Genomic DNA, 23731 nt, shown 5'->3' with positions numbered 1-23731 from the left:
AATCACAATTCAGACACCCATGGGCGGTTCAAGCTTTGTCCACAACCTGCGCCTTGGCATCCGGCAAGGTGAAGCCGGACACCGAACGACGCAATTGACTGGCCATTTTCGCCAGGTTACCGATGCTATCAGCCGTGGCGGTGGAACCCGACGACGTCTGCGAGGTGATCTGCTGGATCACGTTCATCGTCAGGGAGATCTGACCGGCCGACGACGTCTGCTGTTGCGCCGCATTGGAAATACTCTGGATCAACGCCGCAAGTGTCTTGGAGACGCCTTCGATTTCTTCCAGGGCCACACCGGCATCCTGCGCCAGACGAGCGCCACGCACCACTTCGGTCGTCGTTTGCTCCATGGAGATGACCGCTTCGTTGGTATCGGTCTGGATCGCCCGCACCAGGGTTTCGATCTGCCGGGTGGCGGCGGACGAGCGTTCGGCCAGGCGCTGCACTTCATCGGCGACCACAGCGAAACCGCGACCGGCGTCACCGGCCATGGACGCCTGGATGGCCGCGTTGAGGGCCAGGATGTTGGTCTGATCGGCAATATCATCGATCAGGCTGACAATGTCGCCGATTTCCTGTGAGGATTCGCCCAGGCGCTTGATGCGTTTGGCGGTGTCCTGAATCTGTTCGCGAATGTTGTCCATGCCGTGGATGGTGTTGTGCACCACCTCGTTGCCCTTGTTGGCGATTTCCACCGAGCGTTCGGCAACCGCCGAGGATTCCGCCGCGTTGGCCGACACCTGGTCGATGGACTCGGCCATGTCGTTGATCGCCATGGAGGCCTCGGAAATTTGCTGGGCCTGGTGCTCCGACGCCTGGGCCAGGTGCATGGCGGTCGCCTGGGTTTCCTGCACGGCGGCGGCCACCTGGCCGGCGGTGAGGTTGATGGTCGCGACCAGATCGCGCAACTGGTCGACGGAGTAATTGATCGAGTCGGCGATGGTGCCGGTAAAGTCTTCGGTCACCGAGGCCGTCACCGTGAGGTCGCCGTCGGCCAGGTCTTCGATTTCGTCGAGCAGACGCATGATCGCGTTCTGGTTACGCTCGTTTTTCTCGGCGGTTTCACGCAACTGACGATTGGTTTCGCGCACCATCACCATGCCGATCAGGATGATCGAAGCCAGCGCCAACAAGCCCAGCACATAACCGCCAATGGTGTCGGTGGTACGCCCGCCGACCATGTTTTCGAACCCGCTGGCCAGGTGTGAGGCTTCGTCGAGCAGGGTTTGCGACAGACTGAAAATGTTCGAGGCCGATTCGCGGACCTTGAACAGTTCAGGCGAGGTTTCGAGGATCTCGTCCACCGAGCCCGAGACGAACTCGAACAGCTCGGAGATTTCCGCGAGTCGAGCACGGGCGTCGCGGTCTTCGACCTGGCTGACCTTGAGCGCAGGGTCGCCCTGGAGCATGCCGTTGAGCACTTTGCCGAACTGCGTCGCGTCGCGTCCGAACGCATCGGCTGCCTGTTGTGAATTTTCGTCGCCGGCCAACACCGTATTGACCGCGCCGAGGATCCGCTCGGCCAGCAACGACTGACGCTGGGCCATGGCCACCTGGGCCGCCGGGGCGCCCCGTTGCAGGAGAGTCTCGACGACTTTCTCGTACTCGACCTGCAGCTGCGGCACGGTTTCGGCCAGGGTCGCGGCGACCTGATGCAGCGACAGTACGGTTTGCTCGCTGGACAGAATCGCGTCGGTGTTTTTCAGCAGGCGTTCCCAGTCCTGTTGCACCGCGCGCATCTCTGGACGCACAGTGGCGGGCGCCGGCGGCAGGCCGGTGGCCGGGTCGCCCTTCTTCAGATAACCCCAGCGCCGGGCAAAATCGTTGCGCGCATCGCTGAGCAACTTGAACGCGGCCGCCTTGCCGGCGGCGGCTTCGGTGGCGTTCTTGGCGATACGCTGGGACAGCACGCGCAGTTCGCCAGCGTGGCCGATGTACTGTTTGTCGTAGATAGCCTGGGTGTTGAGGTACGCGAAGTTGGCGAACAGCAGCATGATGAAGACGATCAGCGCGATGAACAGCACGATAATCTGCGACCGGCTGCGCGACCCTTCCATTGGCTTGCCTGCTTTTGCTTTTATCATCGGTCCTCGCCTGTTAACCAACTTCTACGCTTACCCGAGACCCTGTGGGAGCGGGCTTGCTCGCGAAAGCGGTAGATCAGCCAATAGCAATGTCGAATGGACTGCCGCCTTCGCGAGCAAGTCGGATCGCCGCACCGCCGCTCCCACATTGGATCTCTGTTGTTCCGGTTACACCGCGACGTTCATGAACCCCTGGGACTGCGTCAACGCAAACGGGCTGAACACCTGCCAGCACTGCTCGCGCTGAAACCGGCCTTTGACGAACGCCGCCACCGGGCCCTTCAACTCGTCCGTCGGCACTGGCTCCAGGCTGTCCTGGGCAAAGTGCTGGAGGCCGAAGACTTCATCGACCAGCAACCCGGCAAACACCTCTTCATGTTCCACCACCAACACCCGCCGCTGCCGGCGCGCCGCCGAAAGCTCGTGCCCGAAGAAACCGCACAAATCCATGACCGGCAACAAACGCCCGCGCAGGTTGGCGACACCCTTGACCCAAGGCTTGACCCCCGGCAACTGAGTGGAGCGCGGCTCGTGCAGGACTTCGCTGACTTCGCTCATGGGCGCGACATACCAGTGTTCGCCCAGGCGAAAACCAATGCCGCTCCAGCTGTCCCGCCGGGCAGGCTGGGACGGCAGGTCCGCCGCCAGCAGACGACAGCGCTGGTCGATTTGCAGCAGCAGTTCGAAAGCCGTCAGCGACTCGTTCATGACCCGACGATCAACCGGCCAGCACGTTATTCAGGGTCTTGATCAGGGTGTCTTCATCGACCGGCTTGGTCAGGTAGTCCTTGGCACCCTGGCGCGTGCCCCAGACCTTGTCGGTTTCCTGATCCTTGGTGGTGATGATGATCACCGGGATGTGCCCGGTTTCCGGGTCCTTGGTCAGTTGGCGGGTGGCCTGGAAGCCGTTGAGGCCGGGCATGACGATGTCCATCAGCACCGCATCGGGCTTTTCCTGGCGGGCCAGGGCCACGCCGTCGGCGCCGTTTTCGGCTTTCAATACTTCATGACCGTGCTTTTCCAGCATGCCGGTCAGTTTGTACATTTCGGTCGGCGAATCATCGACGATCAGAATACGTGCCATGGTTTTCCCCATTCTTGTCGACACCGGGCCCGATGGCCGAGCGTCACTGTGCGTGTCCTACTGCGGCAAAACGGCGGCGAAGCCAGGAACATGGGCCTGGATCGCATCAAGCAATTCTTCCTTGCTGAACGGCTTGGTCAAAAACTGGTCGGAGCCGACGATGCGCCCCTTGGCCTTGTCAAACAGCCCGTCCTTGGACGACAGCATAATCACAGGCGTGGACTTGAACGCGCTGTTGTTCTTGATCAGGGCGCAGGTCTGATAGCCATCAAGGCGCGGCATCATGATGTCGACAAAGATGATGCCGGGGTGGTTGTCGGCAATCTTGGCCAGGGCATCAAAACCGTCGATGGCCGTGATGACCTCACAACCCACGTTCTTGAGCAGTGTTTCGGCGGTGCGACGGATCGTCTTCGAATCGTCGATCACCATGACCTTCAAGGCGCTGGGGTGCTGTTCCATAAAATGCTCTACCGTCGCCTTTGCGAAACAAATTGTCCGTTTGCCGGTTAACGCGGCTCGAAACCCTTGATGCTCAAGGGCCGGCACGACATGGCAGCCTTTTTAGCACAGTCTCCAGAACCAATCTATCGGACGACCCGCAAGGTGGTTTTTCCTTGACCGGGAACACACTCAGCGCCACTCTGACGCCACTTTTTTCATACCGATCCGGTAGCCAATTTTCGAGGAAAACCCAATGAGCGTTCGCGTCGGGATTGTCATGGACCCTATCGCCAGCATTTCCTATAAAAAGGATAGCTCGCTGGCCATGCTGCTGGCCGCGCAGAAGCGTGGCTGGGAATTGTTCTATATGGAACAGCGCGACCTGTATCAGGGCGAAGGCCAGGCCCGGGCCCGGATGCGTCCGCTGCAGGTTTTCGCCAACCCGGAAAAATGGTTCGAACTGGGCGCCGAAAGCGACGCGCTGCTGAGCGATCTGGACGTGATCCTGATGCGCAAGGATCCGCCGTTCGACATGGAGTTCGTCTACTCCACCTATTTGCTGGAGCAGGCCGAGCGCGCTGGCGTGCTGGTGGTCAACAAGCCGCAAAGCCTGCGTGACTGCAACGAAAAGCTGTTTGCCACGTTGTTCCCGCAGTGCACACCGCCGACTATCGTCAGCCGTCGTCCTGACGTGCTGCGCGAATTCGCCGACCATCATGGCGATGTGATCCTCAAGCCGCTGGACGGCATGGGCGGCTCTTCGATCTTCCGCCACACCGCAGGGCATCCGAACCTGTCGGTGATCCTCGAAACCCTGACCCTGCATGGTCAACAGCAAATCATGATCCAGGGTTACCTGCCGGCCATCGTCGATGGCGACAAGCGCATCCTGATGATCGATGGCGAGCCCGTGGATTACTGCCTGGCACGAATTCCCGCGGCGGGCGAAACCCGTGGCAACCTGGCCGCCGGTGGCCGTGGCGAAGCGCGCCCACTGACCGACAAGGACCGCTGGATCGCCGCGCAAGTCGGCCCGACCCTGCGTGAAAAAGGCCTGTTGTTCGTTGGCCTGGACGTGATCGGCGAACACCTGACCGAAATCAACGTCACCAGCCCGACCTGCATTCGCGAGATCGATAATGCGTTTGGCACCGACATCGGCGGCATGCTGATGGATGCCATCGATCAGAAGCTCAAGGCACGTTGATTAGCCAAACCAACATTGCGTTATCATGCGCGGCCTGTGAAAACGCGATGTTGGTTTCCTTGTCATGACACTCCCGTCCGATCTGCCTGCCGAACTCGCCCACCGTGGCGTGCGCCCGGCCGACCGCCTCGGTTTTACCCTGTTTCTGGCGGCGCTGATCCACCTGGCCTTGCTGTTGGGTGTCGGGTTTGCAGTGGTCGAGCCCAAGCAGATCAGCAAAACCCTGGAAATCACCCTCGCCACCTTCAAGAGCGAAAAGAAGCCCGAGAAAGCCGATTTCCTGGCTCAGGAGAATCAGCAAGGCAGCGGCACCCTGGATAAAAAGGCGATTCCCAAGACCACCGAGGTCGCGCCGTTCCAGGACAACAAGGTGCAAAAGGTCACGCCACCGCCGGCCGCCAAGCCTGAAATTCAGGAAGCCCCGCCCAAGGCTGCCGTGACCACAGTGGCGCCGAAGCCGAAAAAGGCCCCCGCCAAGACCGAGGAACCCAAGACCGAGGTCAAGCCCCAGGTCCAGGCGCCGACCTTCGACAGCGAGCAACTGTCCAGCGACATCGCCAGCCTCGAAGCTGAACTGGCCGCCGAACAACAGTTGTACGCCAAGCGCCCGCGCATCCACCGTTTGAGCGCGGCATCGACCATGCGCGACAAGGGCGCCTGGTACAAGGACGAATGGCGCAAGAAGGTCGAGCGCATCGGCAACCTCAACTACCCCGATGAAGCGCGGCGCAAACAGATCTACGGTAACTTGCGCCTGATGGTGTCGATCAACCGCGACGGTTCGCTGTATGAAGTGCTGGTGCTGGAGTCTTCGGGCCAACCGCTGCTGGACCAGGCAGCGCAACGGATTGTGCGGCTGGCAGCGCCGTTTGCACCGTTTACCGGGGATTTGTCGGATATCGACCGGCTGGAGATCATCCGCACCTGGAAATTTGCCCGCGGGGATCGACTTTCCAGCAACTGATCACCGCAAATCCCCTGTGGGAGCGGGCTTGCTCGCGAATGCGGTCAGTCATTCAATATAGATGTCGACTGACACGACGCCTTCGCGAGCAAGCCCGCTCCCACATTTGATCCGTGTCGACAGCCAAATTACGGCATCCCCAGCTTGTCAGTTCGCCCCTCGAACGCCACACTAGCGGTCATGAAAAACGTCAGCCCCAGCTACCTCAAGCATCAATTCCTGATCGCCATGCCACACATGGCCGACCCGAACTTTGCGCACACATTGACCTACATCGTCGAGCACACGGCCAATGGCGCCATGGGGCTGGTGGTCAACCGTCCGCAAGATCTGAGCCTGGCCGATATCCTTGAGCAATTGCGCCCGGAAATCGAACCGCCAGCGCTCTGCCAGCATGTGCCGATCTTCATCGGTGGCCCGGTGCAGACCGATCGCGGTTTCGTCCTTCACCCCAAAGGCCTGAGCTTCCAGGCGACCGTTGATCTGGAAGACGAACTGGCCCTGTCAACCTCCCAGGACGTGCTGTTCGCCATCGCTGACGGCGTCGGCCCGGCAAAAAGCCTGATTGCCCTCGGCTATGCCGGTTGGGAAGCCGGGCAGCTTGAAGCCGAACTGGCGCAAAACGCCTGGCTGACCTGCCCGTTTGACGCGGACATCCTGTTCAATACCAGCAGTGAGTTGCGCCTGGAGGCGGCGGCCAGGCACCTGGGCGTCAACCTCAGCCTGCTGACCAGCCAGGCGGGGCACGCTTGATGGCCCTGAAGCTGATTCTGGGTTTTGACTACGGCACCAAACAGATCGGCGTCGCGGTCGGCCAGGTGATTACCGGCCAGGCCCGCGAGCTGTGCACCCTGAAAGCGCAGAACGGCATTCCCGACTGGAACCAGGTCGAAGCCCTCATCAAAGAGTGGAAACCCGATGCCGTGGTGGTCGGCCTGCCGTTGAATATGGACGGCACACCCAGTGACATGTGCGCCCGCGCGGAAAAGTTCGCCCGGCGCCTGAACGGCCGCTTCAATCTGCCCTTCTATACCCACGATGAACGCCTGACTACCTTCGAGGCCAAGGGCGAACGCCTGGCTCGCGGCGGCCAGAAAGGCAGTTACCGCGACAACCCGGTCGACGCCATCGCCGCCGCCCTGCTGCTGCAAGGCTGGCTCGACGAAAACACCGCACTGTTTGAATCCTGAAGAGCCGCTGTCCGTCTCTCTTAGCTACAACCCGAGCCACTCCCGCACAGGCTGGCCCGGGCCAAAGAAGGAGCAACCATGAGCCTGCCCAATCCCGCCGAACTGATCAGCCAGATGGCGATCCGACTTGACGCCTATCTGGCCAAACGAGGCATCAGCGACCCGCGCTTCATCGGCATCCGTACCGGTGGTGTCTGGGTGGCCCAGGCCCTGCTCAAGGAGCTGGGCAGCAATGAGCCCCTCGGCACCCTGGACGTGTCCTTCTACCGCGACGACTTCAGCCAGAACGGCTTGCACCCACAGGTTCGCCCTTCGGCGCTGCCGTTCGAGATCGAAGGCCAGCACCTGGTGCTGATCGACGACGTGCTGATGAGCGGCCGGACCATCCGCGCCGCCATGAACGAACTGTTCGACTACGGCCGCCCGGCCAGCGTGACGCTGGTGTGCCTGCTGGACCTGGACGCCGGCGAACTGCCGATCCGCCCGAACGTGGTTGGCGCGACCCTGTCGCTGGCGGCCCACGAACGGGTGAAGCTGTCCGGCCCGGAACTTGCGCTCGAACTGCAAGACCTCGCCCTTTAATTCGCCCTATTGAGAGTCCCCCTCGCGATGACGCCTCTAGAAACCAAGCGCCCGCTGCAACTCAATGATCAGGGCCAGTTGCGCCACTTCCTCTCGCTCGACGGTTTGCGCCGCGAGCTGTTGACGGAAATTCTCGACACCGCCGACTCCTTCCTTGAAGTCGGCGCCCGGGCCGTGAAGAAAGTCCCGTTGCTGCGCGGCAAGACCGTGTGCAACGTGTTCTTCGAAAACTCGACCCGCACCCGCACCACCTTCGAACTGGCGGCCCAGCGGCTCTCGGCGGACGTGATCACCCTGAACGTGTCGACATCGTCGGCGAGCAAGGGCGAAACGCTGCTCGATACCCTGCGCAACCTGGAAGCCATGGCCGCCGACATGTTCGTCGTGCGTCACGGTGATTCCGGCGCAGCGCACTTCATCGCCGAACATGTCTGCCCGCAAGTGGCGATCATCAACGGCGGTGACGGCCGGCACGCGCACCCGACCCAGGGCATGCTCGACATGCTGACCATCCGCCGGCACAAGGGCGGCTTCGAAAACCTTTCGGTGGCCATCGTCGGCGACATCCTGCACTCGCGGGTTGCGCGCTCGAACATGCTGGCCCTGAAAACCCTGGGCTGCCCGGACATCCGCGTGATCGCGCCGAAAACCTTGCTGCCGATCGGCATCGAGCAGTACGGCGTGAAGGTCTACACCGACATGACCGAAGGCCTCAAAGACGTCGACGTGGTGATCATGCTGCGCCTGCAGCGTGAACGCATGACCGGCGGCCTGTTGCCGAGCGAAGGCGAGTTCTATCGCCTGTTCGGGCTGACTACCGCGCGCCTGGCCGGGGCCAAACCCGATTGCATCGTCATGCACCCGGGGCCGATCAACCGTGGGGTGGAAATCGAGTCGGCGGTGGCCGATGGCCCGCACTCGGTGATCCTCAACCAAGTGACCTACGGGATCGCCATTCGTATGGCCGTATTGTCCATGGCCATGAGCGGGCAGACTGCGCAGCGCCAATTCGACCAGGAGAACGTTCAGTGAAGCTCAGCATTCTCGGCGCACGCGTCATCGACCCGGCCAGCGGCCTGGATCAAATCACCGATATCCATATTGAAGCCTGCAAGATCGTCGCCCTTGGCGCCGCGCCGGCCGGTTTTGTCGCAGTCGACACCATCGACGCCAAAGGCCTGGTGGCCGCTCCCGGCCTGGTCGACCTCAACGTTGCCCTGCGCGAGCCGGGCTACAGCCGCAAAGGCTCGATTGTCAGCGAAACCCGCGCGGCGGCGGCTGGCGGCGTGACCAGCCTGTGCTGCCCGCCAAAGACCAAACCGGTGCTGGACACCTCGGCGGTGGCCGAGCTGATCCTCGACCGCGCCCGTGAGGCCGGCAACACCAAAGTCTTCCCGATTGGCGCCCTGAGCAAAGGCCTGGACGGTGAGCAACTGGCAGAGCTCGTGGCACTGCGCGACGCCGGCTGCGTGGCCTTCGGCAACGGCCTGGAGAGTTTCCGCAACACCCGCACCCTGTGCCGGGCACTGGACTATGCAGCGACTTTCGACCTGACGGTGATTTTCAACTCCCAGGATTACGACCTGGCCGAAGGTGGCCTGGCTCACGAAGGTCCGACCGCCAGCTTCCTGGGCTTGCCGGGCATCCCGGAAAGCGCCGAAACCGTCGCCCTGGCCCGGGATCTGCTGCTGGTTGAACAGACCGGCGTGCGCGCGCACTTCAGCCAGCTCACCAGCACCCGCGGCGTGGAGCTGATCGCCCAGGCCCAGGCCCGAGGCCTGAAGGTGACCGCGGATGTCGCCCTGTACCAGCTGATCCTGACCGACGAAGCCCTGATCGGCTTCAGCAGCCTGTATCACGTCCAGCCGCCGCTACGCACCCGCGCCGACCGCGAGGGCCTGCGCGCTGCGGTGAAATCCGGCGTGATCTCGGCCATCTCCAGTCATCACCAACCCCATGAGCGTGACGCCAAACTGGCACCGTTCGGTGCGACCGAGCCGGGCATCAGCAGCGTTGAGCTGCTCTTGCCATTGGCAATGACCCTGGTCGAAGACGGCTTGCTGGACCTGCCGACGTTGCTCAAGCGTCTGAGCGCCGGCCCTGCCGAGGCCTTGCGTCTGCCGGCAGGCAAACTGGCGGTGGGTGGCGCGGCGGACATCGTGCTGTTCGACCCTGCGGCCTCGACCGTGGCGGGTGAACGCTGGCTGTCCAAGGGCGAAAACTGCCCGTTCATTGGCCACAGCCTGCCAGGCGTGGTGCGTTACACGCTGGTGGATGGGCGGATCAGTCACCAGGCTTAACTTCGCGTCGCCTGCATTCGCGAGCAAGCCCGCTCCCACATAAATCTCCAGTAACCACATATTGTGTGAACACCAGAGATCAAATGTGGGAGCGGGCTTGCTCGCGAAGACTGACTAAAAGGCGCCGCGATTCTGCGCATTACGCACAGAAACCTGGTCATTCAACGTCCAGAAGTCATACAGCACCCCAAGAAAGAACAACCCGCCCGTCAGCAGATACAGCAGCCCACTGATCCATTTCCCCTGATACATCCGGTGAACGCCGAACACCCCGAGAAACGTCAGCAGGATCCACGCCACGTTGTATTCGATCGGGCCCGCGGTAAATCGCAGGTCAGCCTCTCGGTCCATCGCCGGAATCAGGAAAAGGTCGATCAGCCAACCGATCCCCAGCAAGCCGAAGGTGAAGAACCAGATCGTCCCGGTCACCGGCCTGCCGTAATAGAAGCGGTGAGCACCGGTAAAACCGAAAATCCACAGCAGGTAACCGATCACTTTGCTGTGGGTGTCTTGCTGCTGGACAGCCTGTTGATAGGGGTTCATGAATGACCTCGATTCACACGATAGATAAATATTCTTTAATTCTTTGTGACTTTTTTACGGGCACCCGACGTATGGCAAGTGCTACCTTCGCACCTGTCAAAGCCTTGTAACACCGGACTCCTGTCCGACAATGGCGCCATTTTGCTGCTTTTTTGCCACCATTGCCCCCCTTATTGAATCGACCAACGGCCTCGGAAGCGGGAAAAAAGCTGTTATAAAGTTGCGCGCTAACTTATTAAGAGCCTTGCCTAATGCGTTCATTTTTCAAGACATGGCTAACCATTTGCCTTTTGATGCCACTGGCCGCCCACGCCACCAATCGTGAGCAACGTCTTCCAAACGTTAATGGTTACACCCCGAAATCCCATGCCTCTGCTCCTTCGAGCAAAGACAAGAAATCCGCTAAATACGCTCCAAGCCTGGCCAGCAGCAAAAGCGGCCTGGTTCCACCGATGGGCACCAAGGAAAGCAGCGACGTGCTGAGCCGCGCCGTGAACGTCCTTGGCACTCCCTATCGTTGGGGCGGCAGCAGCCCAAGCAAAGGCTTCGATTGCAGCGGCCTGGTGAAATACGCGTTCAACGACGCCACGTTCGACCTGCCACGCACCTCCAACGCCATGGCCAGCGGTCATGGGGAGAAAGTCGATCGCGACGACCTGAAGCCGGGCGACCTGATTTTCTTCAACATCAAGAGCCGTCGGGTCAATCATGTTGCCATTTACCTGGGCAACGACCGTTTCATCCACGCGCCACGCCGCGGCAAGTCGGTGTCCATCGACACCTTGAAGAAGCCGTACTGGGAAAACCACTACGTAGTTGCCAAGCGGGTTCTGCCGAAAGAACAAAATGCGTTGCGGGTTGTTCAGCGCTGATTGAAGCAAGATCAAAGGCTCGCAGCCTTCGGCAGCTCCTACATGGAATCGCATATTCCTGTGTAGGAGCTGCCGAAGGCTGCGAGCCTTTGCTTTCAGGGTCATCAAAAACCATCCGGTGACCGCGCCTTCTCCCGCGCATGATCACGACTGACCAACCCCTTGGTCACCAGATCCTTCAGGCTCATATCCAGCGTCTGCATCCCCAGCGACCCTCCCGACTGAATCGCCGAGTACATCTGCGCCACCTTGTCCTCGCGGATCAGGTTCCGGATCGCCGATGTCCCCAGCATGATCTCGTGTGCCGCGATGCGTCCGCCGCCGATTTTCTTCACCAGGGTCTGGGATACCACCGCCAGCAGCGACTCGGAGAGCATAGAACGCACCATCGACTTCTCGTCCCCCGGAAACACGTCGACCACCCGGTCGATGGTTTTCGCCGCCGACGTGGTGTGCAGCGTGCCGAACACCAGATGGCCGGTTTCGGCTGCGGTCAACGCCAGGCGAATGGTCTCCTGATCGCGCATCTCCCCCACCAGGATCACATCCGGGTCTTCCCGGAGTGCCGAACGCAACGCGGTGGCGAAACTACGGGTATCGCGATGGACTTCACGCTGATTGATCAGGCATTTGCGCGACTCGTGAACAAACTCGATGGGGTCCTCAATGGTGAGAATGTGGTGATGACGATGGGTATTGAGGTAATCGATCATCGCTGCCAGCGTGGTGGACTTGCCGGAACCGGTCGGGCCGGTCACCAGCACCAGGCCACGGGGAGCGTCGGTCATCTTGCGAAACACGTCGCCCATGCCCAGTTCGTCCATACTCTGCACTTTCGCCGGGATGGTGCGAAACACGGCGCCCGCGCCACGGTTCTGGTTGAACACATTGACCCGAAAGCGCGCCACGCCGGGCACTTCAAAGGAAAAATCGGTTTCCAGATGCTTTTCGAAGTCCGCCCGCTGGGTGTCATTCATGATGGCATGGATCAGCGCCTGCACCTGCTGGTGGTCCATGGCCGGCAGGTTGATGCGCCGCACATCGCCATCCACCCGAATCATCGGTGGCAGGCCCGCGGACAGATGCAGGTCGGATGCCCCCTGTTTGGCGCTGAATGCCAGCAGCTCAGTGATATCCATAGCGCCTCTCAATTCCAGTAGAATGCCGCGAACCTTCAGACCGCTGGCGCCTCTTGATGTCCACCATAGCAGACAACATTCTTCAGGTTAGTTCGCGCATACATGCCGCAACACTTGCCGCGAACCGCGCCGAAAACAGCGTCCGGTTGCTGGCTGTGAGCAAGACCAAACCCGCTCAGGACCTGCGTGAAGCCTACGCTGCCGGCCTGCGCGACTTTGGCGAGAACTACTTGCAGGAAGCGCTGGGCAAACAGCTGGAACTGGCCGACCTGCCCTTGATCTGGCACTTCATCGGCCCCATTCAATCGAACAAGACTCGCGCTATCGCCGAGCACTTCGACTGGGTGCATTCCGTGGATCGCCTGAAAATTGCACAACGCCTGTCCGAACAACGTCCCGCCGATCTGCCGCCCCTGAACATCTGCATTCAGGTCAATGTCAGCGGTGAAGCCAGCAAATCCGGCTGCACCCCGGCCGACCTGCCAGCCTTGGCCAACGCCATCAGTAACCTGCCGCGCCTGAAACTGCGCGGATTGATGGCCATTCCGGAGCCGACTGAAGATCGCGCCGCCCAGGATGCCTCTTTCGCGGCCGTGCAAAGCCTGCAAGCCAGCCTGAACCTGCCGCTCGACACACTTTCCATGGGTATGAGCCACGATCTCGAATCGGCCATCGCCCAAGGCGCCACTTGGGTGCGGATCGGCACCGCCCTGTTTGGCGCCCGCGACTACGGTCAGCCTTGAAAAATGGCTGACTCCTCTCTTTATAAGGACCTGACATGAGCAAGACACGTATTGCCTTTATCGGTGCCGGCAACATGGCCGCCAGCCTGATCGGCGGCCTGCGGGCCAAGGGTCTGGAAGCAGCGCAGATCCGCGCCAGCGATCCGGGCGAAGAAACCCGCGCCCGCGTGAGCGCTGAACACGGCATCGAAACCTTTGCCGACAACGCCCAGGCCATCGATGGCGCCAACGTGGTCGTGCTGGCGGTCAAGCCGCAGGCGATGAAAGCCGTGTGCGAAGCCATTCGCCCAAGCCTCAAGCCCGATCAACTGGTGGTTTCGATTGCAGCGGGCATCACCTGCGCCAGCATGAACAACTGGCTCGGCGCCCAGCCGATCGTGCGCTGCATGCCCAACACCCCGGCGCTGGTGCGTCAGGGCGCGAGCGGCCTGTTTGCGACAGCCGAGGTGTCCGCCGAACAACGTCAGCAGGCCCAGGAGTTGCTGTCCGCGGTCGGCATCGCCCTATGGCTGAATGAAGAACAGCAACTGGATGCCGTCACCGCCGTTTCCGGCTCGGGCCCGGCGTACTTCTTCCTGCTGATCGAAGCCATGACCGCCGCCGGCGTGAAGCTCGGCCTGCCGGCGGACATCGCCGCGCAGCTGACCCTGCAAACCGCCCTGGGCGCCGCACACATGGCGGTCTCCAGCGACGTCGACGCAGCCGAGCTGCGCCGCCGCGTCACCTCGCCTGCGGGCACCACGGAAGCTGCAATCAAGTCGTTCCAGGCCAATGGCTTTGAAGCCCTGGTCGAAAAAGCACTCGGCGCTGCCGCGCATCGCTCGGCCGAGATGGCCGAACAACTGGGTCAATAAGGAGCTTTTCATGATTGGATTGAACACCGCAGCGGTCTACGTGCTGCAAACCCTCGGCAGCCTGTACCTGCTGATCGTGCTGATGCGCTTCGTGCTGCAACTGGTGCGGGCGAACTTCTACAACCCGATCTGCCAGTTCATCGTCAAGGCCACTCAGCCACTGCTCAAGCCACTGCGCCGGATCATCCCGAGCGTGTTCGGCCTGGACATGTCCTCGCTGGTGCTGGCGATCCTGGTGCAACTGGCGCTGATGGCCCTGACCCTGCTGCTGACCTACGGCACCACCGGCAACCCGCTGCAACTGCTGATCTGGTCGATCATCGGGGTGACCGCGCTGTTCATGAAGATTTTCTTCTTCGCCCTGATCATCAGCGTGATCCTGTCCTGGGTCGCCCCGGGCAGCCATAACCCCGGCGCCGAACTGGTGAACGACGTCTGCGAACCGGCCCTGGCGCCGTTCCGCAAGTTCCTGCCGAACCTGGGCGGTCTGGACCTGTCGCCGATCTTTGCGTTCCTGGCACTCAAGCTGTTCGACATGCTGGTGATCAACAACCTCGCCGCCATGACCATGATGCCGGAAATCCTCCGCGTGTTGATCTGACCCGGTGAGCTGGTTTCGCTGGGACGGTGACGACCTGATTCTGGAGTGTCACCTGCAACCGGCAGCCCGTAGCGATGACTTCTGCGGGCTGCACGGCGATCGCCTGAAGATCCGCCTGACCGCGCCGCCGGTCGAGGGCAAGGCAAACGCGTATCTGATGGCGTTCCTGGCCAAGGCCTTTGGCGTATCCAAGAGCCAGGTCAGCCTGCTCAGCGGCGAGTTGAACCGGCAGAAACGGGTGCGGATCTGTTCGCCGAAGAAGCTGCCGGACTTGCCTGATCTGGTGCGTCCAGCCTGATCCACCGAGTCGCCTCATTCGCGAGCAAGCCCGCTCCCACATTGGAATGCGTCCCCCTGTGGGAGCGGGCTTGCTCGCGAATGGTGCACCTCAGTCTTACTGAATGAAATCAGGCCCGGCCTTTGCTTGCCGCTTACCCCAGCGGTCTTTAGACTTACGCCTCATTTCAATGAGAGCAGGGTCGATGCCAGCTGCCTTCCCCCCCGATTCTGTTGGTCTGGTGACGCCGCAAGTGGCGCACTTCAGCGAACCCCTGGCATTGGCCTGCGGCCGTTCGCTCCCGGCCTATGACCTGATTTACGAAACCTACGGCACGCTCAATGCCACGGCGAGCAACGCCGTGCTGATCTGCCACGCCCTGTCCGGTCACCACCACGCCGCCGGCTACCACAGCGTCGACGACCGCAAGCCCGGTTGGTGGGACAGCTGCATCGGTCCCGGCAAGCCGATCGACACCAGCAAGTTCTTCGTGGTCAGCCTGAACAACCTCGGCGGCTGCAACGGCTCCACCGGCCCGAGCAGCATCAACCCGGACACCGGCAAGCCGTTCGGCGCCGACTTCCCGGTGTTAACCGTCGAGGATTGGGTGCACAGCCAGGCCCGCCTGGCCGATCGTCTCGGCATCGCCCAGTTCGCGGCCGTGATCGGCGGCAGCCTCGGCGGCATGCAGGCGATGCAATGGAGCATCACCTACCCAGACCGCATCCGTCATTGCCTGGCCATCGCCTCGGCGCCCAAGCTGTCGGCACAGAACATCGCGTTCAACGAAGTGGCGCGCCAGGCGATCCTCACCGACCCTGAATTCCACGGCGGCTCGTTCCAGGAACACAACGTGATCCCCAAGCGCGGCCTGATGCTGGCGCGGATGGTCGGGCATATCACCTACCTGTCCGACGACTCCATGGGCGAGAAATTCGGCCGCGGGCTCAAGAGCGAGAAGCTCAACTACGACTTCCACAGCGTCGAGTTCCAGGTGGAAAGCTACCTGCGCTACCAGGGCGAAGAGTTCTCCGGGCGCTTCGATGCCAACACGTACCTGTTGATGACCAAAGCGCTCGATTACTTCGATCCGGCAGCGAACTTCGACGATAACCTGGCGAAAACCTTTGAAGGTGCAAAAGCCAGGTTCTGCGTGATGTCGTTCACCACCGACTGGCGCTTCTCCCCTGCCCGCTCGCGGGAGCTGGTGGACGCACTGATGGCCGCGCGCAAGGACGTCTGCTACCTCGAGATCGACGCTCCGCAAGGCCACGACGCCTTCCTGATTCCGATCCCGCGCTACCTGCAGGCATTCGGCAATTACATGAACCGCATTACGTTGTGAGAAAGCCATGAGAGCTGATCTGGAAATCATCCAGGAATGGATCCCCGCCGGCAGCCGCGTGCTCGACCTCGGGTGCGGCGATGGCGAGCTGCTGACCTGGCTGCGCGATAACAAGCAAGTCACCGGTTATGGCCTGGAAAACGACGCCGACAACATCGCCGAGTGCGTGGCCAAGGGCATCAACGTCATCGAACAGGACCTGGACAAGGGCCTGGGCAACTTTGCCAGCAACAGTTTCGATGTCGTGGTCATGACCCAGGCGCTGCAAGCGGTGCACTACCCGGACAGGATCCTCGAGGAAATGCTGCGCGTCGGCCGTCAGTGCATCATCACTTTCCCGAATTTCGGTCATTGGCGCTGCCGCTGGTACCTGGCGAGCAAGGGCCGCATGCCGGTTTCCGAGTTCCTGCCGTACACCTGGTACAACACGCCGAACATTCACTTCTGCACCTTCGCGGACTTTGAAGCCTTGTGTCGCGAACGTGAAGCGAAGGTCATTGATCGGCTTGCCGTGGATCAACAGCATCGGCACGGGTGGGCCAGCAAGCTATGGCCTAATCTGTTAGGTGAGATCGGTATCTACCGGGTCAGCAGCCCGGGACTTTCCGATCACAAGGTCGCAGTCTGATCCACCCTATTTCAAGGAGAACGATCATGGGTCGTCTAGCGTTGTTTCTACTCACTGCCTGCCTGAGCATCACCGCCATGGCCGCCGACGCCATCAAGAGCGAACGCAAGGAAACCTTCGGTGACGTGACGGTGCACTACAACACCTTCAACTCCACCTACCTGCTACCGGACGTTGCCAAGGCCGCCCAACTGACTCGCAGCAAGGATCAGGGCGTGATCAACATTACAGTGATCAAGGCCGGCACGCCGATGACGGCCGAGGTCAGCGGCACCGTCAAAGACCTGACCAGCCAAAGCTATACACTGAACTTCAAGCAGGTCACCGAGCAAGGAGCGATCTACTACATCGCCCAATACCCGGTACCCCAGCAGGAAGTCCGCACCTTCAACATCAAGGTGCAGACCGGCGACAAGATAAACACCATCAATTTCAACCAAGAGCTCTTCCCTGGCCAATGATCAACTTCACGCAACTCGTACTGGCCAGCCATAACGCCGGCAAACTCAAGGAACTCCAGGCCATGCTCGGCGAGTCGGTGCATCTGCGCTCGATCGGCGAGTTCAGCAGTGTCGAGCCCGAAGAGACTGGTTTGTCGTTCGTCGAAAACGCCATCCTCAAGGCCCGCAATGCCGCGCGCATTTCCGGCCTGCCGGCGTTGGCCGACGATTCCGGGCTGGCGGTGGACTTCCTTGGCGGCGCGCCAGGCATCTACTCGGCGCGTTATGCCGACGGCAAGGGCGATGCGGCGAACAACGCCAAGCTGCTCGACGTATTGAAAGACGTGCCTGAGGCCGAACGTGGTGCGCAGTTCGTGTGCGTGCTGGCACTGGTGCGCCACGCCGATGATCCGTTGCCGATTCTCTGCGAAGGTTTGTGGCACGGGCGGATCCTGACCCAGGCCAGCGGCGAACACGGTTTTGGCTACGACCCGCTGTTCTGGGTGCCGGAGCGCGATTGCTCCAGTGCCGAAATGAGCCCGGGCGACAAGAACCAGATCAGCCACCGCGCCCGTGCAATGGATCTGCTGCGCCAGCGCCTGGGCTTGAAATGACCCGTGAATCATCCGCGTCGCCGCTGATCTTCGGCGGCGCCGCTCAATCGCCTCGGGCGGCCCTGCCTGTGCTGCCGCCGCTGGCGCTGTATATCCACATCCCGTGGTGCGTGCGCAAATGCCCTTATTGCGACTTCAACTCCCACACCGCCAGCCCCGTGCTGCCGGAAGAAGAGTACGTCGACGCATTGCTGGCCGATCTCGATCAGGACCTGCACGCCGTTTATGGTCGAGAGCTGAGCTCGATTTTCTTCGGTGGCGGCACGCCAAGCCTGTTCAGTGCTGATTCGCTGGGTCGCTTGCTCAAAGGCATCGAACAACGCATCCCGTTTGCCAGCGACATCGAAATCACGCTGGAAGCCAATCCGGGGACCTTCGAGCAAGACAAGTTCGTCGCGTACCGGAAACTGGGGATCAATCGCCTGTCGATCGGCATCCAGAGCTTCCAGCAAGAGAAGCTCGAGGCCCTGGGGCGGATTCACAACGGCGACGAAGCCGTACGCGCCGCCGGCATGGCGCGACAGGCCGGGTTCGACAACTTCAACCTGGACTTGATGCATGGCTTGCCCAATCAGTCCCTGGACGATGCCTTGGCCGACCTGCGCACAGCCATCGCCCTGAAGCCGACACACCTGTCGTGGTATCAACTGACCCTGGAACCGAACACGGTGTTCTGGAACCAGCCGCCGACGCTGCCGGAAGACGACACGCTGTGGGACATACAGGAAGCCGGACAAGCGCTGCTGGCTGAACATGGTTACGCGCAATACGAGGTCTCGGCCTATGCCCTGCCCGGTCGCCCGGCGCGCCACAACCTCAATTACTGGAGTTTTGGCGACTTCATCGGCATCGGCGCCGGCGCCCATGGCAAGCTCAGCCATCCGGACGGGCGCATCATTCGCACCTGGAAGACCCGCCTGCCGAAGGATTACCTGAATCCGGCAAAAAGCTTCCAGGCCGGCGAGAAAGCGCTGGGCAACGATGAAATGCCGTTCGAATTCCTGATGAACGCGCTGCGCCTGACTAAAGGCGTCGAATCACGGCTGTACCCGGAACGCACCGGCATGACACTGGAAAGCCTTGCTGAAGGCCGCCGCGAAGCCGAACAAAGCGGCCTGTTGCAGGTCGAACCGTCACGTCTGGTAGCCACCGAACGCGGACAACTCTTCCTCAACGACTTGCTGCAGAAATTTCTGACATAAGGAAATCGAATGGATTTGGTACTCGACCTGCTTGCCACCGTGTCTCGCTGGAGCCGCAGCAACCTCTCGGAAATCGCCCTGGCCCTGGTGGGCTGCCTGCTGGTGCTGTTTGGTGCGGATTTCAAAGGCTGGGTCGAGCAACGCCTGGGCAGCATCGCCGGCGCCTTGCGCGTGCCACTGATGTCCCTGCTGTGCATGATCGGCAGCGGCGCGGCGCTGATCTATGCCACGCCGTGGGTCGTGCGCGGCTTGAGCCAGTTCAACAACTACAGCCTGGCGCCGGTGCTGCTGGTGGTGCTGGTGTTGATTGGCGTTGTGGCAGACCGCCGCTGATCTCAGCCACACCTTAAAACAACTGTGGGAGCGGGCTTGCTCGCGAAAGCGGTGCATCAGACAACATTAATGTCGACTGACACGACGCCTTCGCGAGCAAGCCCGCTCCCACAGTTTGTATTGGGTGATGCTTAGGACTGCTTCTCGAACTTCAAATCCCAAACCCCATGCCCAAGACGTTCGCCACGGCGTTCGAACTTGGTGATCGGCCGTTCGGCCGGGCGTGGCACGCACTTGCCGTCTTCGGCGAGGTTGCGGTAACCCGGCGCAACGTTCATCACTTCCAGCATGTACTCGGCGTACGGTTCCCAGTCGGTGGCCATGTGCAGAATGCCGCCGACTTTCAACTTGCTGCGCACCAGCTCAGCGAAGGACGCCTGAACGATACGACGCTTGTGGTGACGGCTCTTGTGCCATGGGTCCGGGAAAAACAGCATCAGGCGATCGAGGCTGTTATCGGCCACGCAACGGTTGAGCACTTCGATGGCATCACAATCGTAGACCCGCAGGTTGGTCAGGCCTTGCGTCAGCACGCCATTGAGCAGCGCCCCGACACCCGGACGGTGAACCTCGACGCCAATGAAATCCTGATCCGGCGAAGCGGCGGCCATTTCCAGCAGCGAATGGCCCATACCGAAACCGATTTCCAGCGAGCGCGGTGCCGAGCGACCGAACACTTGGTCGAAATCCACCGGCGCGTCGGCCAGCGGCAGCACGAACAGCGGAGTGCCCTGCTCCAGGCCCTTTTGCTGGCCTTCGGTCATGCGCCCGGCGCGCATCACGAAGCTCTTGATGCGGCGGTGTTGGCGCTCGTCGCCTTCTTCCGTCTGGATTGGCGTGTCGTTCGATTCAGTCATCAATGGCTCTTACTTGATCAGACCATCCAGCGGCGAAGAGGCGCTGGCATAGAGTTTTTTCGGCATGCGGCCGGCGAGGTAAGCCAGGCGGCCTGCGACGATCGCATGTTTCATGGCTTCAGCCATCATGACCGGCTGCTGGGCGTGGGCGATGGCCGAATTCATCAGCACCGCATCACAACCCAGTTCCATGGCAATGGTAGCGTCGGAAGCAGTACCGACACCGGCATCCACCAGCACCGGGATTTTGGCTTCTTCGAGGATGATCTGCAGGTTGTACGGGTTGCAGATCCCCAGACCAGAGCCGATCAGACCGGCCAGCGGCATCACCGCGATACAGCCGATTTCCGCCAATTGACGGGCGATGATCGGATCATCACTGGTGTAGACCATCACGTCGAAGCCTTCCTTGACCAGCGTTTCGGCGGCCTTGAGGGTTTCGATCACGTTGGGGAACAGGGTTTTCTGGTCGGCCAGCACTTCCAGCTTCACCAGGTTGTGGCCATCGAGCAGCTCACGGGCCAGGCGGCAGGTGCGCACGGCTTCGATGGCGTCGTAGCAACCGGCGGTGTTCGGCAGGAAAGTGTAGCGATCCGGCGACAGCACATCGAGCAGGTTCGGCTCGCCCTCGATCTGGCCAAGGTTCGTGCGGCGCACGGCGAAGGTGACGATCTCGGCACCCGAGGCTTCGATGGCCAGGCGGGTTTCTTCCATGTCACGGTACTTGCCGGTACCGACCAGCAAACGCGACTGGTAAGTACGACCGGCCAGGACGAAAGGCTTGTCGCTGCGAACGATGCTCATGGAAAATCCTCTGTAGGGGTGAGGTACTTGCTGAATTCTGTGGCCACTGGGCCGAGGCTGCTAGCCGCCGCCGATGGCGTGCACCACTTCGACGTTGTCGCCGTCGTTCAACGTGGTGTCTGCGAGCTGACTGCGCGGGACGATATCCAGATTGAGTTCGACCGCCACCCGGCGTCCGGTCAGGTCCAGACGGGTCAGCAGGGCCGCAACGGTTTCACCGTCGGGCAGTTCAAGGGATTCGCCGTTCAACTGAATGCGCATGCCGGATGCCGCCATCATTTTTAGGGGCTGGCATTCTAGCCCGATCAGTCAGGCCGACCCAAGCCATTCGTCATGAAATGGACCGTTAAGTCAGCTCAGGCGCCAGGCGGCAAGTCCGAGGCAAAACCAACCCACCAGAAAGGCCAGACCACCGAACGGGGTGATGATGCCGAACTTGCTGATGCCCGTCAGCGTCAATACATACAGGCTACCGGAGAACAGCAGGATACCGATGGCAAACGATGCAGCGGCCCAGGTGGCGAGTCGACCGGGAATTTGCGTGGCCAGCGCTGCAACACCGAGCAACGCCAGGGCGTGCACCAGTTGATAGGTGACGCCAGTGTGGAAGATCGCCAGGTAATCGGCGCTCAGGCGGCTCTTCAGGCCATGGGCGGCAAAGGCCCCGAGGCCGACACCGGTGAAGCCGAAAAAAGCGGCCAGCATCACAAAGCCACGCAGCATGCAGAACTCCAGTCAGTTTCGATTCAAAGGGTCTGTATAATGGCCCGCTCAACGGGTTCGGCCAAGCCATCTCTATGCTGCGTATCTATTTCCGTCATTTCTCCAAGGCCGTGCTCTGGTTCATGGGTGGCAGCGTATTGCTGGTGCTGATCTTTCGCGTGGTGCCGCCGCCGGGGACGACGCTGATGGTCGAGCGCAAGATCGAGTCCTGGTTTGACGGCGAACCCATCGACCTGCAACGGACCTGGAAACCCTGGGACGAGATCTCCGATGACCTGAAAGTCGCGGTGATTGCCGGCGAAGACCAAAAATTCCCGGAGCACTGGGGCTTCGATATCGGCGCGATTCAGGCGGCGTTTGCCCATAACGAGCGCGGCGGTTCGATCCGTGGCGCCAGCACCCTGAGCCAGCAGGTTTCGAAAAATCTGTTCCTGTGGTCTGGCCGCAGCTGGCTGCGCAAAGGCCTGGAAGCCTGGTTCACCGGACTGATCGAAGTGCTCTGGCCCAAGCAGCGAATTCTTGAGGTGTACCTCAACAGCGTCGAGTGGGATGACGGCGTGTTTGGCGCCGAAGCGGCGGCCCGGCATCACTTTGGTGTGAGCGCCAAGAACCTGAGCCGTCAGCAATCGAGCTTGTTGGCTGCGGTATTGCCCAATCCTCGCGTGTGGAGTGCGAGCCATCCGACCGCTTACGTGGCGCGACGCGCAGGCTGGATTCGGCGACAGATGAGCCAACTGGGTGGCGACAGCTATCTGGTCGGGCTGAACGATTCGCGTCGGGCGCCTTGGGCGCAGTAACTGAAAAAATCAAAGATCGCAGCCTTCGGCAGCTCCTACTGGGGTACGCAATCCTATGTAGGAGCTGCCGAAGGCTGCGATCTTTTGAGCCTGAAAACAAAACACCCCGATCAATGACCGGGGCGTTTTTTATTGCCTGCTCGCCGATTACGCAGCGATCGACAACTTGAGCTTGTTCATCGCACTCTTCTCAAGCTGACGAATACGCTCGGCCGACACGTTGTACTTCTGCGCCAGGTCATGCAACGTGGCTTTTTCTTCCGCCAGCCAGCGCTGGTAGAGGATGTCACGGCTGCGGTCGTCCAGCACTTCCAGCGCTTCGTGCAGGTTGTGGTTGGAGTTGTCGCTCCAGTCGGCATCTTCCAGTTGACGGGCCGGGTCGTACCGGTGGTCTTCCAGATAGTTGGCCGGCGACTGGAAAGCACTGTCGTCGTCCGCTTCGGCAGCCGGGTCGAAGGCCATGTCATGGCCGGTCAGGCGGCTTTCCATCTCGCGCACTTCCCGAGGCTCTACACCCAGGCTTTCCGCTACGCGATGGACTTCTTCGTTGTTCAGCCAGGCCAGACGCTTCTTCTGGCTGCGCAGGTTGAAGAACAACTTGCGCTGGGCCTTGGTGGTCGCGACTTTCACGATGCGCCAGTTGCGCAGGATGAACTCGTGGATTTCCGCCTTGATCCAGTGCACGGCAAAGGACACCAGGCGCACGCCCATTTCCGGGTTGAAGCGCTTCACGGCCTTCATCAGGCCGACGTTGCCTTCCTGGATCAGGTCAGCCTGGGCCAGGCCGTAGCCGGAATAGCTACGGGCGATATGTACGACAAAACGCAGGTGGGCGAGCACCATCTGCCGAGCCGCCCCCAAATCCTGCTCATAATAGAGACTCTCGGCCAGTTCACGCTCCTGCTCCGGCGACAGCAATGGAATGCTGTTGACGGTGTGCACATAGGCCTCCAGGTTCGCACCCGGGACCAGAGCATATGCAGGTTGCAAAGAATTGGTCATACGAAAAAACCTCCGACTTACAAACTCGTGCAGTTCAGCACTGCGAAAATTGACCGGAAACCGAAAGACAAGTTCCCTAAAACCCAAAAACGCTGAA

The 23731-nt window shown here is 61.0% G+C and carries 30 protein-coding genes; 19 read left to right on the top strand and 11 right to left on the bottom strand.

What is annotated here, in order from left to right:
• Window positions 1-28: 28 nt before the first annotated feature.
• The 4 genes from ASD95_RS02250 to pilG form a co-directional block, all read right to left on the bottom strand.
• Window positions 29-2089 (bottom strand): methyl-accepting chemotaxis protein, encoded by a 2061-nt coding sequence (locus ASD95_RS02250; RefSeq protein WP_056726502.1) that lies wholly within the window; start codon window positions 2087-2089, stop codon window positions 29-31.
• 168 nt (window positions 2090-2257) lie between these two features.
• Window positions 2258-2797: a chemotaxis protein CheW gene (locus ASD95_RS02245; RefSeq protein ID WP_056726501.1), complete on the bottom strand. Its 540-nt coding sequence runs from the start codon at window positions 2795-2797 to the stop codon at window positions 2258-2260.
• Window positions 2798-2807: 10 nt separating this feature from the next.
• Window positions 2808-3173: a twitching motility response regulator PilH gene (gene pilH, locus ASD95_RS02240; RefSeq protein WP_007897961.1), complete on the bottom strand. Its 366-nt coding sequence runs from the start codon at window positions 3171-3173 to the stop codon at window positions 2808-2810.
• A gap of 57 nt (window positions 3174-3230) precedes the next feature.
• Window positions 3231-3635, bottom strand: coding sequence for a twitching motility response regulator PilG (pilG, locus tag ASD95_RS02235; protein WP_007987791.1), 405 nt, complete (start codon window positions 3633-3635; stop codon window positions 3231-3233).
• A 235-nt stretch (window positions 3636-3870) separates the two neighbouring features.
• Here pilG and gshB point away from each other — a divergent pair, with 235 nt between their 5' ends.
• The 7 genes from gshB (at window position 3871) to ASD95_RS02200 (ending at window position 9860) form a co-directional block, all read left to right on the top strand.
• Entirely contained in the window at window positions 3871-4824 is a 954-nt protein-coding gene (gene gshB, locus ASD95_RS02230; RefSeq protein WP_056726500.1) for a glutathione synthase, read from the top strand.
• A gap of 64 nt (window positions 4825-4888) precedes the next feature.
• Window positions 4889-5788: an energy transducer TonB gene (locus ASD95_RS02225; RefSeq protein WP_056726499.1), complete on the top strand. Its 900-nt coding sequence runs from the start codon at window positions 4889-4891 to the stop codon at window positions 5786-5788.
• Window positions 5789-5968: 180 nt separating this feature from the next.
• Complete coding sequence (locus tag ASD95_RS02220; RefSeq protein WP_056726498.1) at window positions 5969-6541, top strand: YqgE/AlgH family protein; 573 nt, start codon at window positions 5969-5971, stop codon at window positions 6539-6541.
• On the top strand, window positions 6541-6978 hold the full coding sequence (ruvX, locus tag ASD95_RS02215; RefSeq protein WP_056726497.1) for a Holliday junction resolvase RuvX: 438 nt from the start codon (window positions 6541-6543) through the stop codon (window positions 6976-6978). The genes ASD95_RS02220 and ruvX overlap by 1 nt, the downstream gene beginning before the upstream one ends.
• Window positions 6979-7056: 78 nt before the next feature.
• The gene (pyrR, locus tag ASD95_RS02210; protein WP_056726496.1) at window positions 7057-7560 is read left to right on the top strand and encodes a bifunctional pyr operon transcriptional regulator/uracil phosphoribosyltransferase PyrR; all 504 of its coding nucleotides are present in this window, start codon (window positions 7057-7059) and stop codon (window positions 7558-7560) included.
• Window positions 7561-7587: 27 nt separating this feature from the next.
• Entirely contained in the window at window positions 7588-8592 is a 1005-nt protein-coding gene (locus tag ASD95_RS02205; RefSeq protein ID WP_056726495.1) for an aspartate carbamoyltransferase catalytic subunit, read from the top strand.
• Entirely contained in the window at window positions 8589-9860 is a 1272-nt protein-coding gene (locus ASD95_RS02200; protein WP_056726494.1) for a dihydroorotase, read from the top strand. Before ASD95_RS02205 ends, ASD95_RS02200 begins: the two co-directional genes overlap by 4 nt.
• A 114-nt stretch (window positions 9861-9974) precedes the next feature.
• Here the strand turns inward: ASD95_RS02200 and ASD95_RS02195 are convergent, their stop codons facing one another.
• Window positions 9975-10403: an NINE protein gene (locus ASD95_RS02195; protein WP_056726493.1), complete on the bottom strand. Its 429-nt coding sequence runs from the start codon at window positions 10401-10403 to the stop codon at window positions 9975-9977.
• Between the two features lie 251 nt (window positions 10404-10654).
• Here ASD95_RS02195 and ASD95_RS02190 point away from each other — a divergent pair, with 251 nt between their 5' ends.
• Complete coding sequence (locus ASD95_RS02190; RefSeq protein WP_056726492.1) at window positions 10655-11275, top strand: C40 family peptidase; 621 nt, start codon at window positions 10655-10657, stop codon at window positions 11273-11275.
• 104 nt (window positions 11276-11379) lie between these two features.
• Here the strand turns inward: ASD95_RS02190 and ASD95_RS02185 are convergent, their stop codons facing one another.
• On the bottom strand, window positions 11380-12414 hold the full coding sequence (locus tag ASD95_RS02185) for a type IV pilus twitching motility protein PilT (RefSeq protein ID WP_056726491.1): 1035 nt from the start codon (window positions 12412-12414) through the stop codon (window positions 11380-11382).
• Window positions 12415-12470: 56 nt separating this feature from the next.
• Between ASD95_RS02185 and ASD95_RS02180 the strand changes: the two genes are divergently transcribed.
• The 10 genes from ASD95_RS02180 to ASD95_RS02135 all read left to right on the top strand — a co-directional run bounded on the left by ASD95_RS02180 (window position 12471) and on the right by ASD95_RS02135 (window position 19451).
• On the top strand, window positions 12471-13157 hold the full coding sequence (locus ASD95_RS02180; protein ID WP_056726490.1) for a YggS family pyridoxal phosphate-dependent enzyme: 687 nt from the start codon (window positions 12471-12473) through the stop codon (window positions 13155-13157).
• 35 nt (window positions 13158-13192) lie between these two features.
• Window positions 13193-14011: a pyrroline-5-carboxylate reductase gene (proC, locus tag ASD95_RS02175; RefSeq protein ID WP_056726489.1), complete on the top strand. Its 819-nt coding sequence runs from the start codon at window positions 13193-13195 to the stop codon at window positions 14009-14011.
• A gap of 10 nt (window positions 14012-14021) precedes the next feature.
• Window positions 14022-14612 (top strand): YggT family protein, encoded by a 591-nt coding sequence (locus ASD95_RS02170; RefSeq protein ID WP_056726488.1) that lies wholly within the window; start codon window positions 14022-14024, stop codon window positions 14610-14612.
• 4 nt (window positions 14613-14616) lie between these two features.
• Window positions 14617-14910 carry a DUF167 domain-containing protein gene (locus ASD95_RS02165; protein WP_056726487.1) on the top strand — a complete coding sequence of 98 codons (294 nt, stop codon included), beginning with the start codon at window positions 14617-14619 and terminating at the stop codon, window positions 14908-14910.
• Between the two features lie 184 nt (window positions 14911-15094).
• A complete protein-coding gene (gene metX, locus ASD95_RS02160) occupies window positions 15095-16234 on the top strand; it encodes a homoserine O-succinyltransferase MetX (protein WP_056726486.1) in 1140 nt (379 codons plus the stop codon).
• Between the two features lie 7 nt (window positions 16235-16241).
• Window positions 16242-16862, top strand: a complete 621-nt coding sequence (gene metW, locus ASD95_RS02155; protein ID WP_056726485.1) for a methionine biosynthesis protein MetW — start codon at window positions 16242-16244, stop codon at window positions 16860-16862.
• A 26-nt stretch (window positions 16863-16888) separates the two neighbouring features.
• Window positions 16889-17323, top strand: coding sequence for a DUF4426 domain-containing protein (locus ASD95_RS02150; RefSeq protein ID WP_056726484.1), 435 nt, complete (start codon window positions 16889-16891; stop codon window positions 17321-17323).
• On the top strand, window positions 17320-17916 hold the full coding sequence (gene rdgB, locus ASD95_RS02145; RefSeq protein WP_056726483.1) for an RdgB/HAM1 family non-canonical purine NTP pyrophosphatase: 597 nt from the start codon (window positions 17320-17322) through the stop codon (window positions 17914-17916). The genes ASD95_RS02150 and rdgB overlap by 4 nt, the downstream gene beginning before the upstream one ends.
• Window positions 17913-19118 carry a radical SAM family heme chaperone HemW gene (hemW, locus tag ASD95_RS02140; protein ID WP_056726482.1) on the top strand — a complete coding sequence of 402 codons (1206 nt, stop codon included), beginning with the start codon at window positions 17913-17915 and terminating at the stop codon, window positions 19116-19118. Before rdgB ends, hemW begins: the two co-directional genes overlap by 4 nt.
• A gap of 9 nt (window positions 19119-19127) precedes the next feature.
• Complete coding sequence (locus tag ASD95_RS02135) at window positions 19128-19451, top strand: DUF3392 domain-containing protein (protein ID WP_007987827.1); 324 nt, start codon at window positions 19128-19130, stop codon at window positions 19449-19451.
• A 131-nt stretch (window positions 19452-19582) separates the two neighbouring features.
• Here ASD95_RS02135 and trmB read toward each other — a convergent pair whose 3' ends face one another.
• The 4 genes from trmB to ASD95_RS02115 form a co-directional block, all read right to left on the bottom strand.
• A complete protein-coding gene (gene trmB / locus ASD95_RS02130) occupies window positions 19583-20308 on the bottom strand; it encodes a tRNA (guanosine(46)-N7)-methyltransferase TrmB (protein ID WP_056726481.1) in 726 nt (241 codons plus the stop codon).
• Between the two features lie 9 nt (window positions 20309-20317).
• Window positions 20318-21112 carry a thiazole synthase gene (locus tag ASD95_RS02125; RefSeq protein WP_008051425.1) on the bottom strand — a complete coding sequence of 265 codons (795 nt, stop codon included), beginning with the start codon at window positions 21110-21112 and terminating at the stop codon, window positions 20318-20320.
• A 60-nt stretch (window positions 21113-21172) separates the two neighbouring features.
• Window positions 21173-21373 (bottom strand): sulfur carrier protein ThiS, encoded by a 201-nt coding sequence (gene thiS, locus ASD95_RS02120; RefSeq protein WP_162252424.1) that lies wholly within the window; start codon window positions 21371-21373, stop codon window positions 21173-21175.
• A gap of 90 nt (window positions 21374-21463) precedes the next feature.
• Window positions 21464-21835, bottom strand: a complete 372-nt coding sequence (locus tag ASD95_RS02115) for a DUF423 domain-containing protein (protein WP_056726480.1) — start codon at window positions 21833-21835, stop codon at window positions 21464-21466.
• Between the two features lie 74 nt (window positions 21836-21909).
• Here ASD95_RS02115 and mtgA point away from each other — a divergent pair, with 74 nt between their 5' ends.
• Entirely contained in the window at window positions 21910-22632 is a 723-nt protein-coding gene (gene mtgA, locus ASD95_RS02110) for a monofunctional biosynthetic peptidoglycan transglycosylase (RefSeq protein ID WP_056726479.1), read from the top strand.
• A gap of 147 nt (window positions 22633-22779) precedes the next feature.
• On the opposite strand, the gene rpoH is transcribed toward mtgA, so the two are convergent.
• The gene (gene rpoH, locus ASD95_RS02105; protein ID WP_007975386.1) at window positions 22780-23634 is read right to left on the bottom strand and encodes an RNA polymerase sigma factor RpoH; all 855 of its coding nucleotides are present in this window, start codon (window positions 23632-23634) and stop codon (window positions 22780-22782) included.
• Window positions 23635-23731 lie beyond the last annotated feature (97 nt).

This window comes from Pseudomonas sp. Root71 (assembly GCF_001429045.1).
GTDB classification, from domain to species: Bacteria; Pseudomonadota; Gammaproteobacteria; order Pseudomonadales; family Pseudomonadaceae; genus Aquipseudomonas; species Aquipseudomonas monachiensis.
This window is presented reverse-complemented; position numbering and strand designations above follow the sequence as displayed.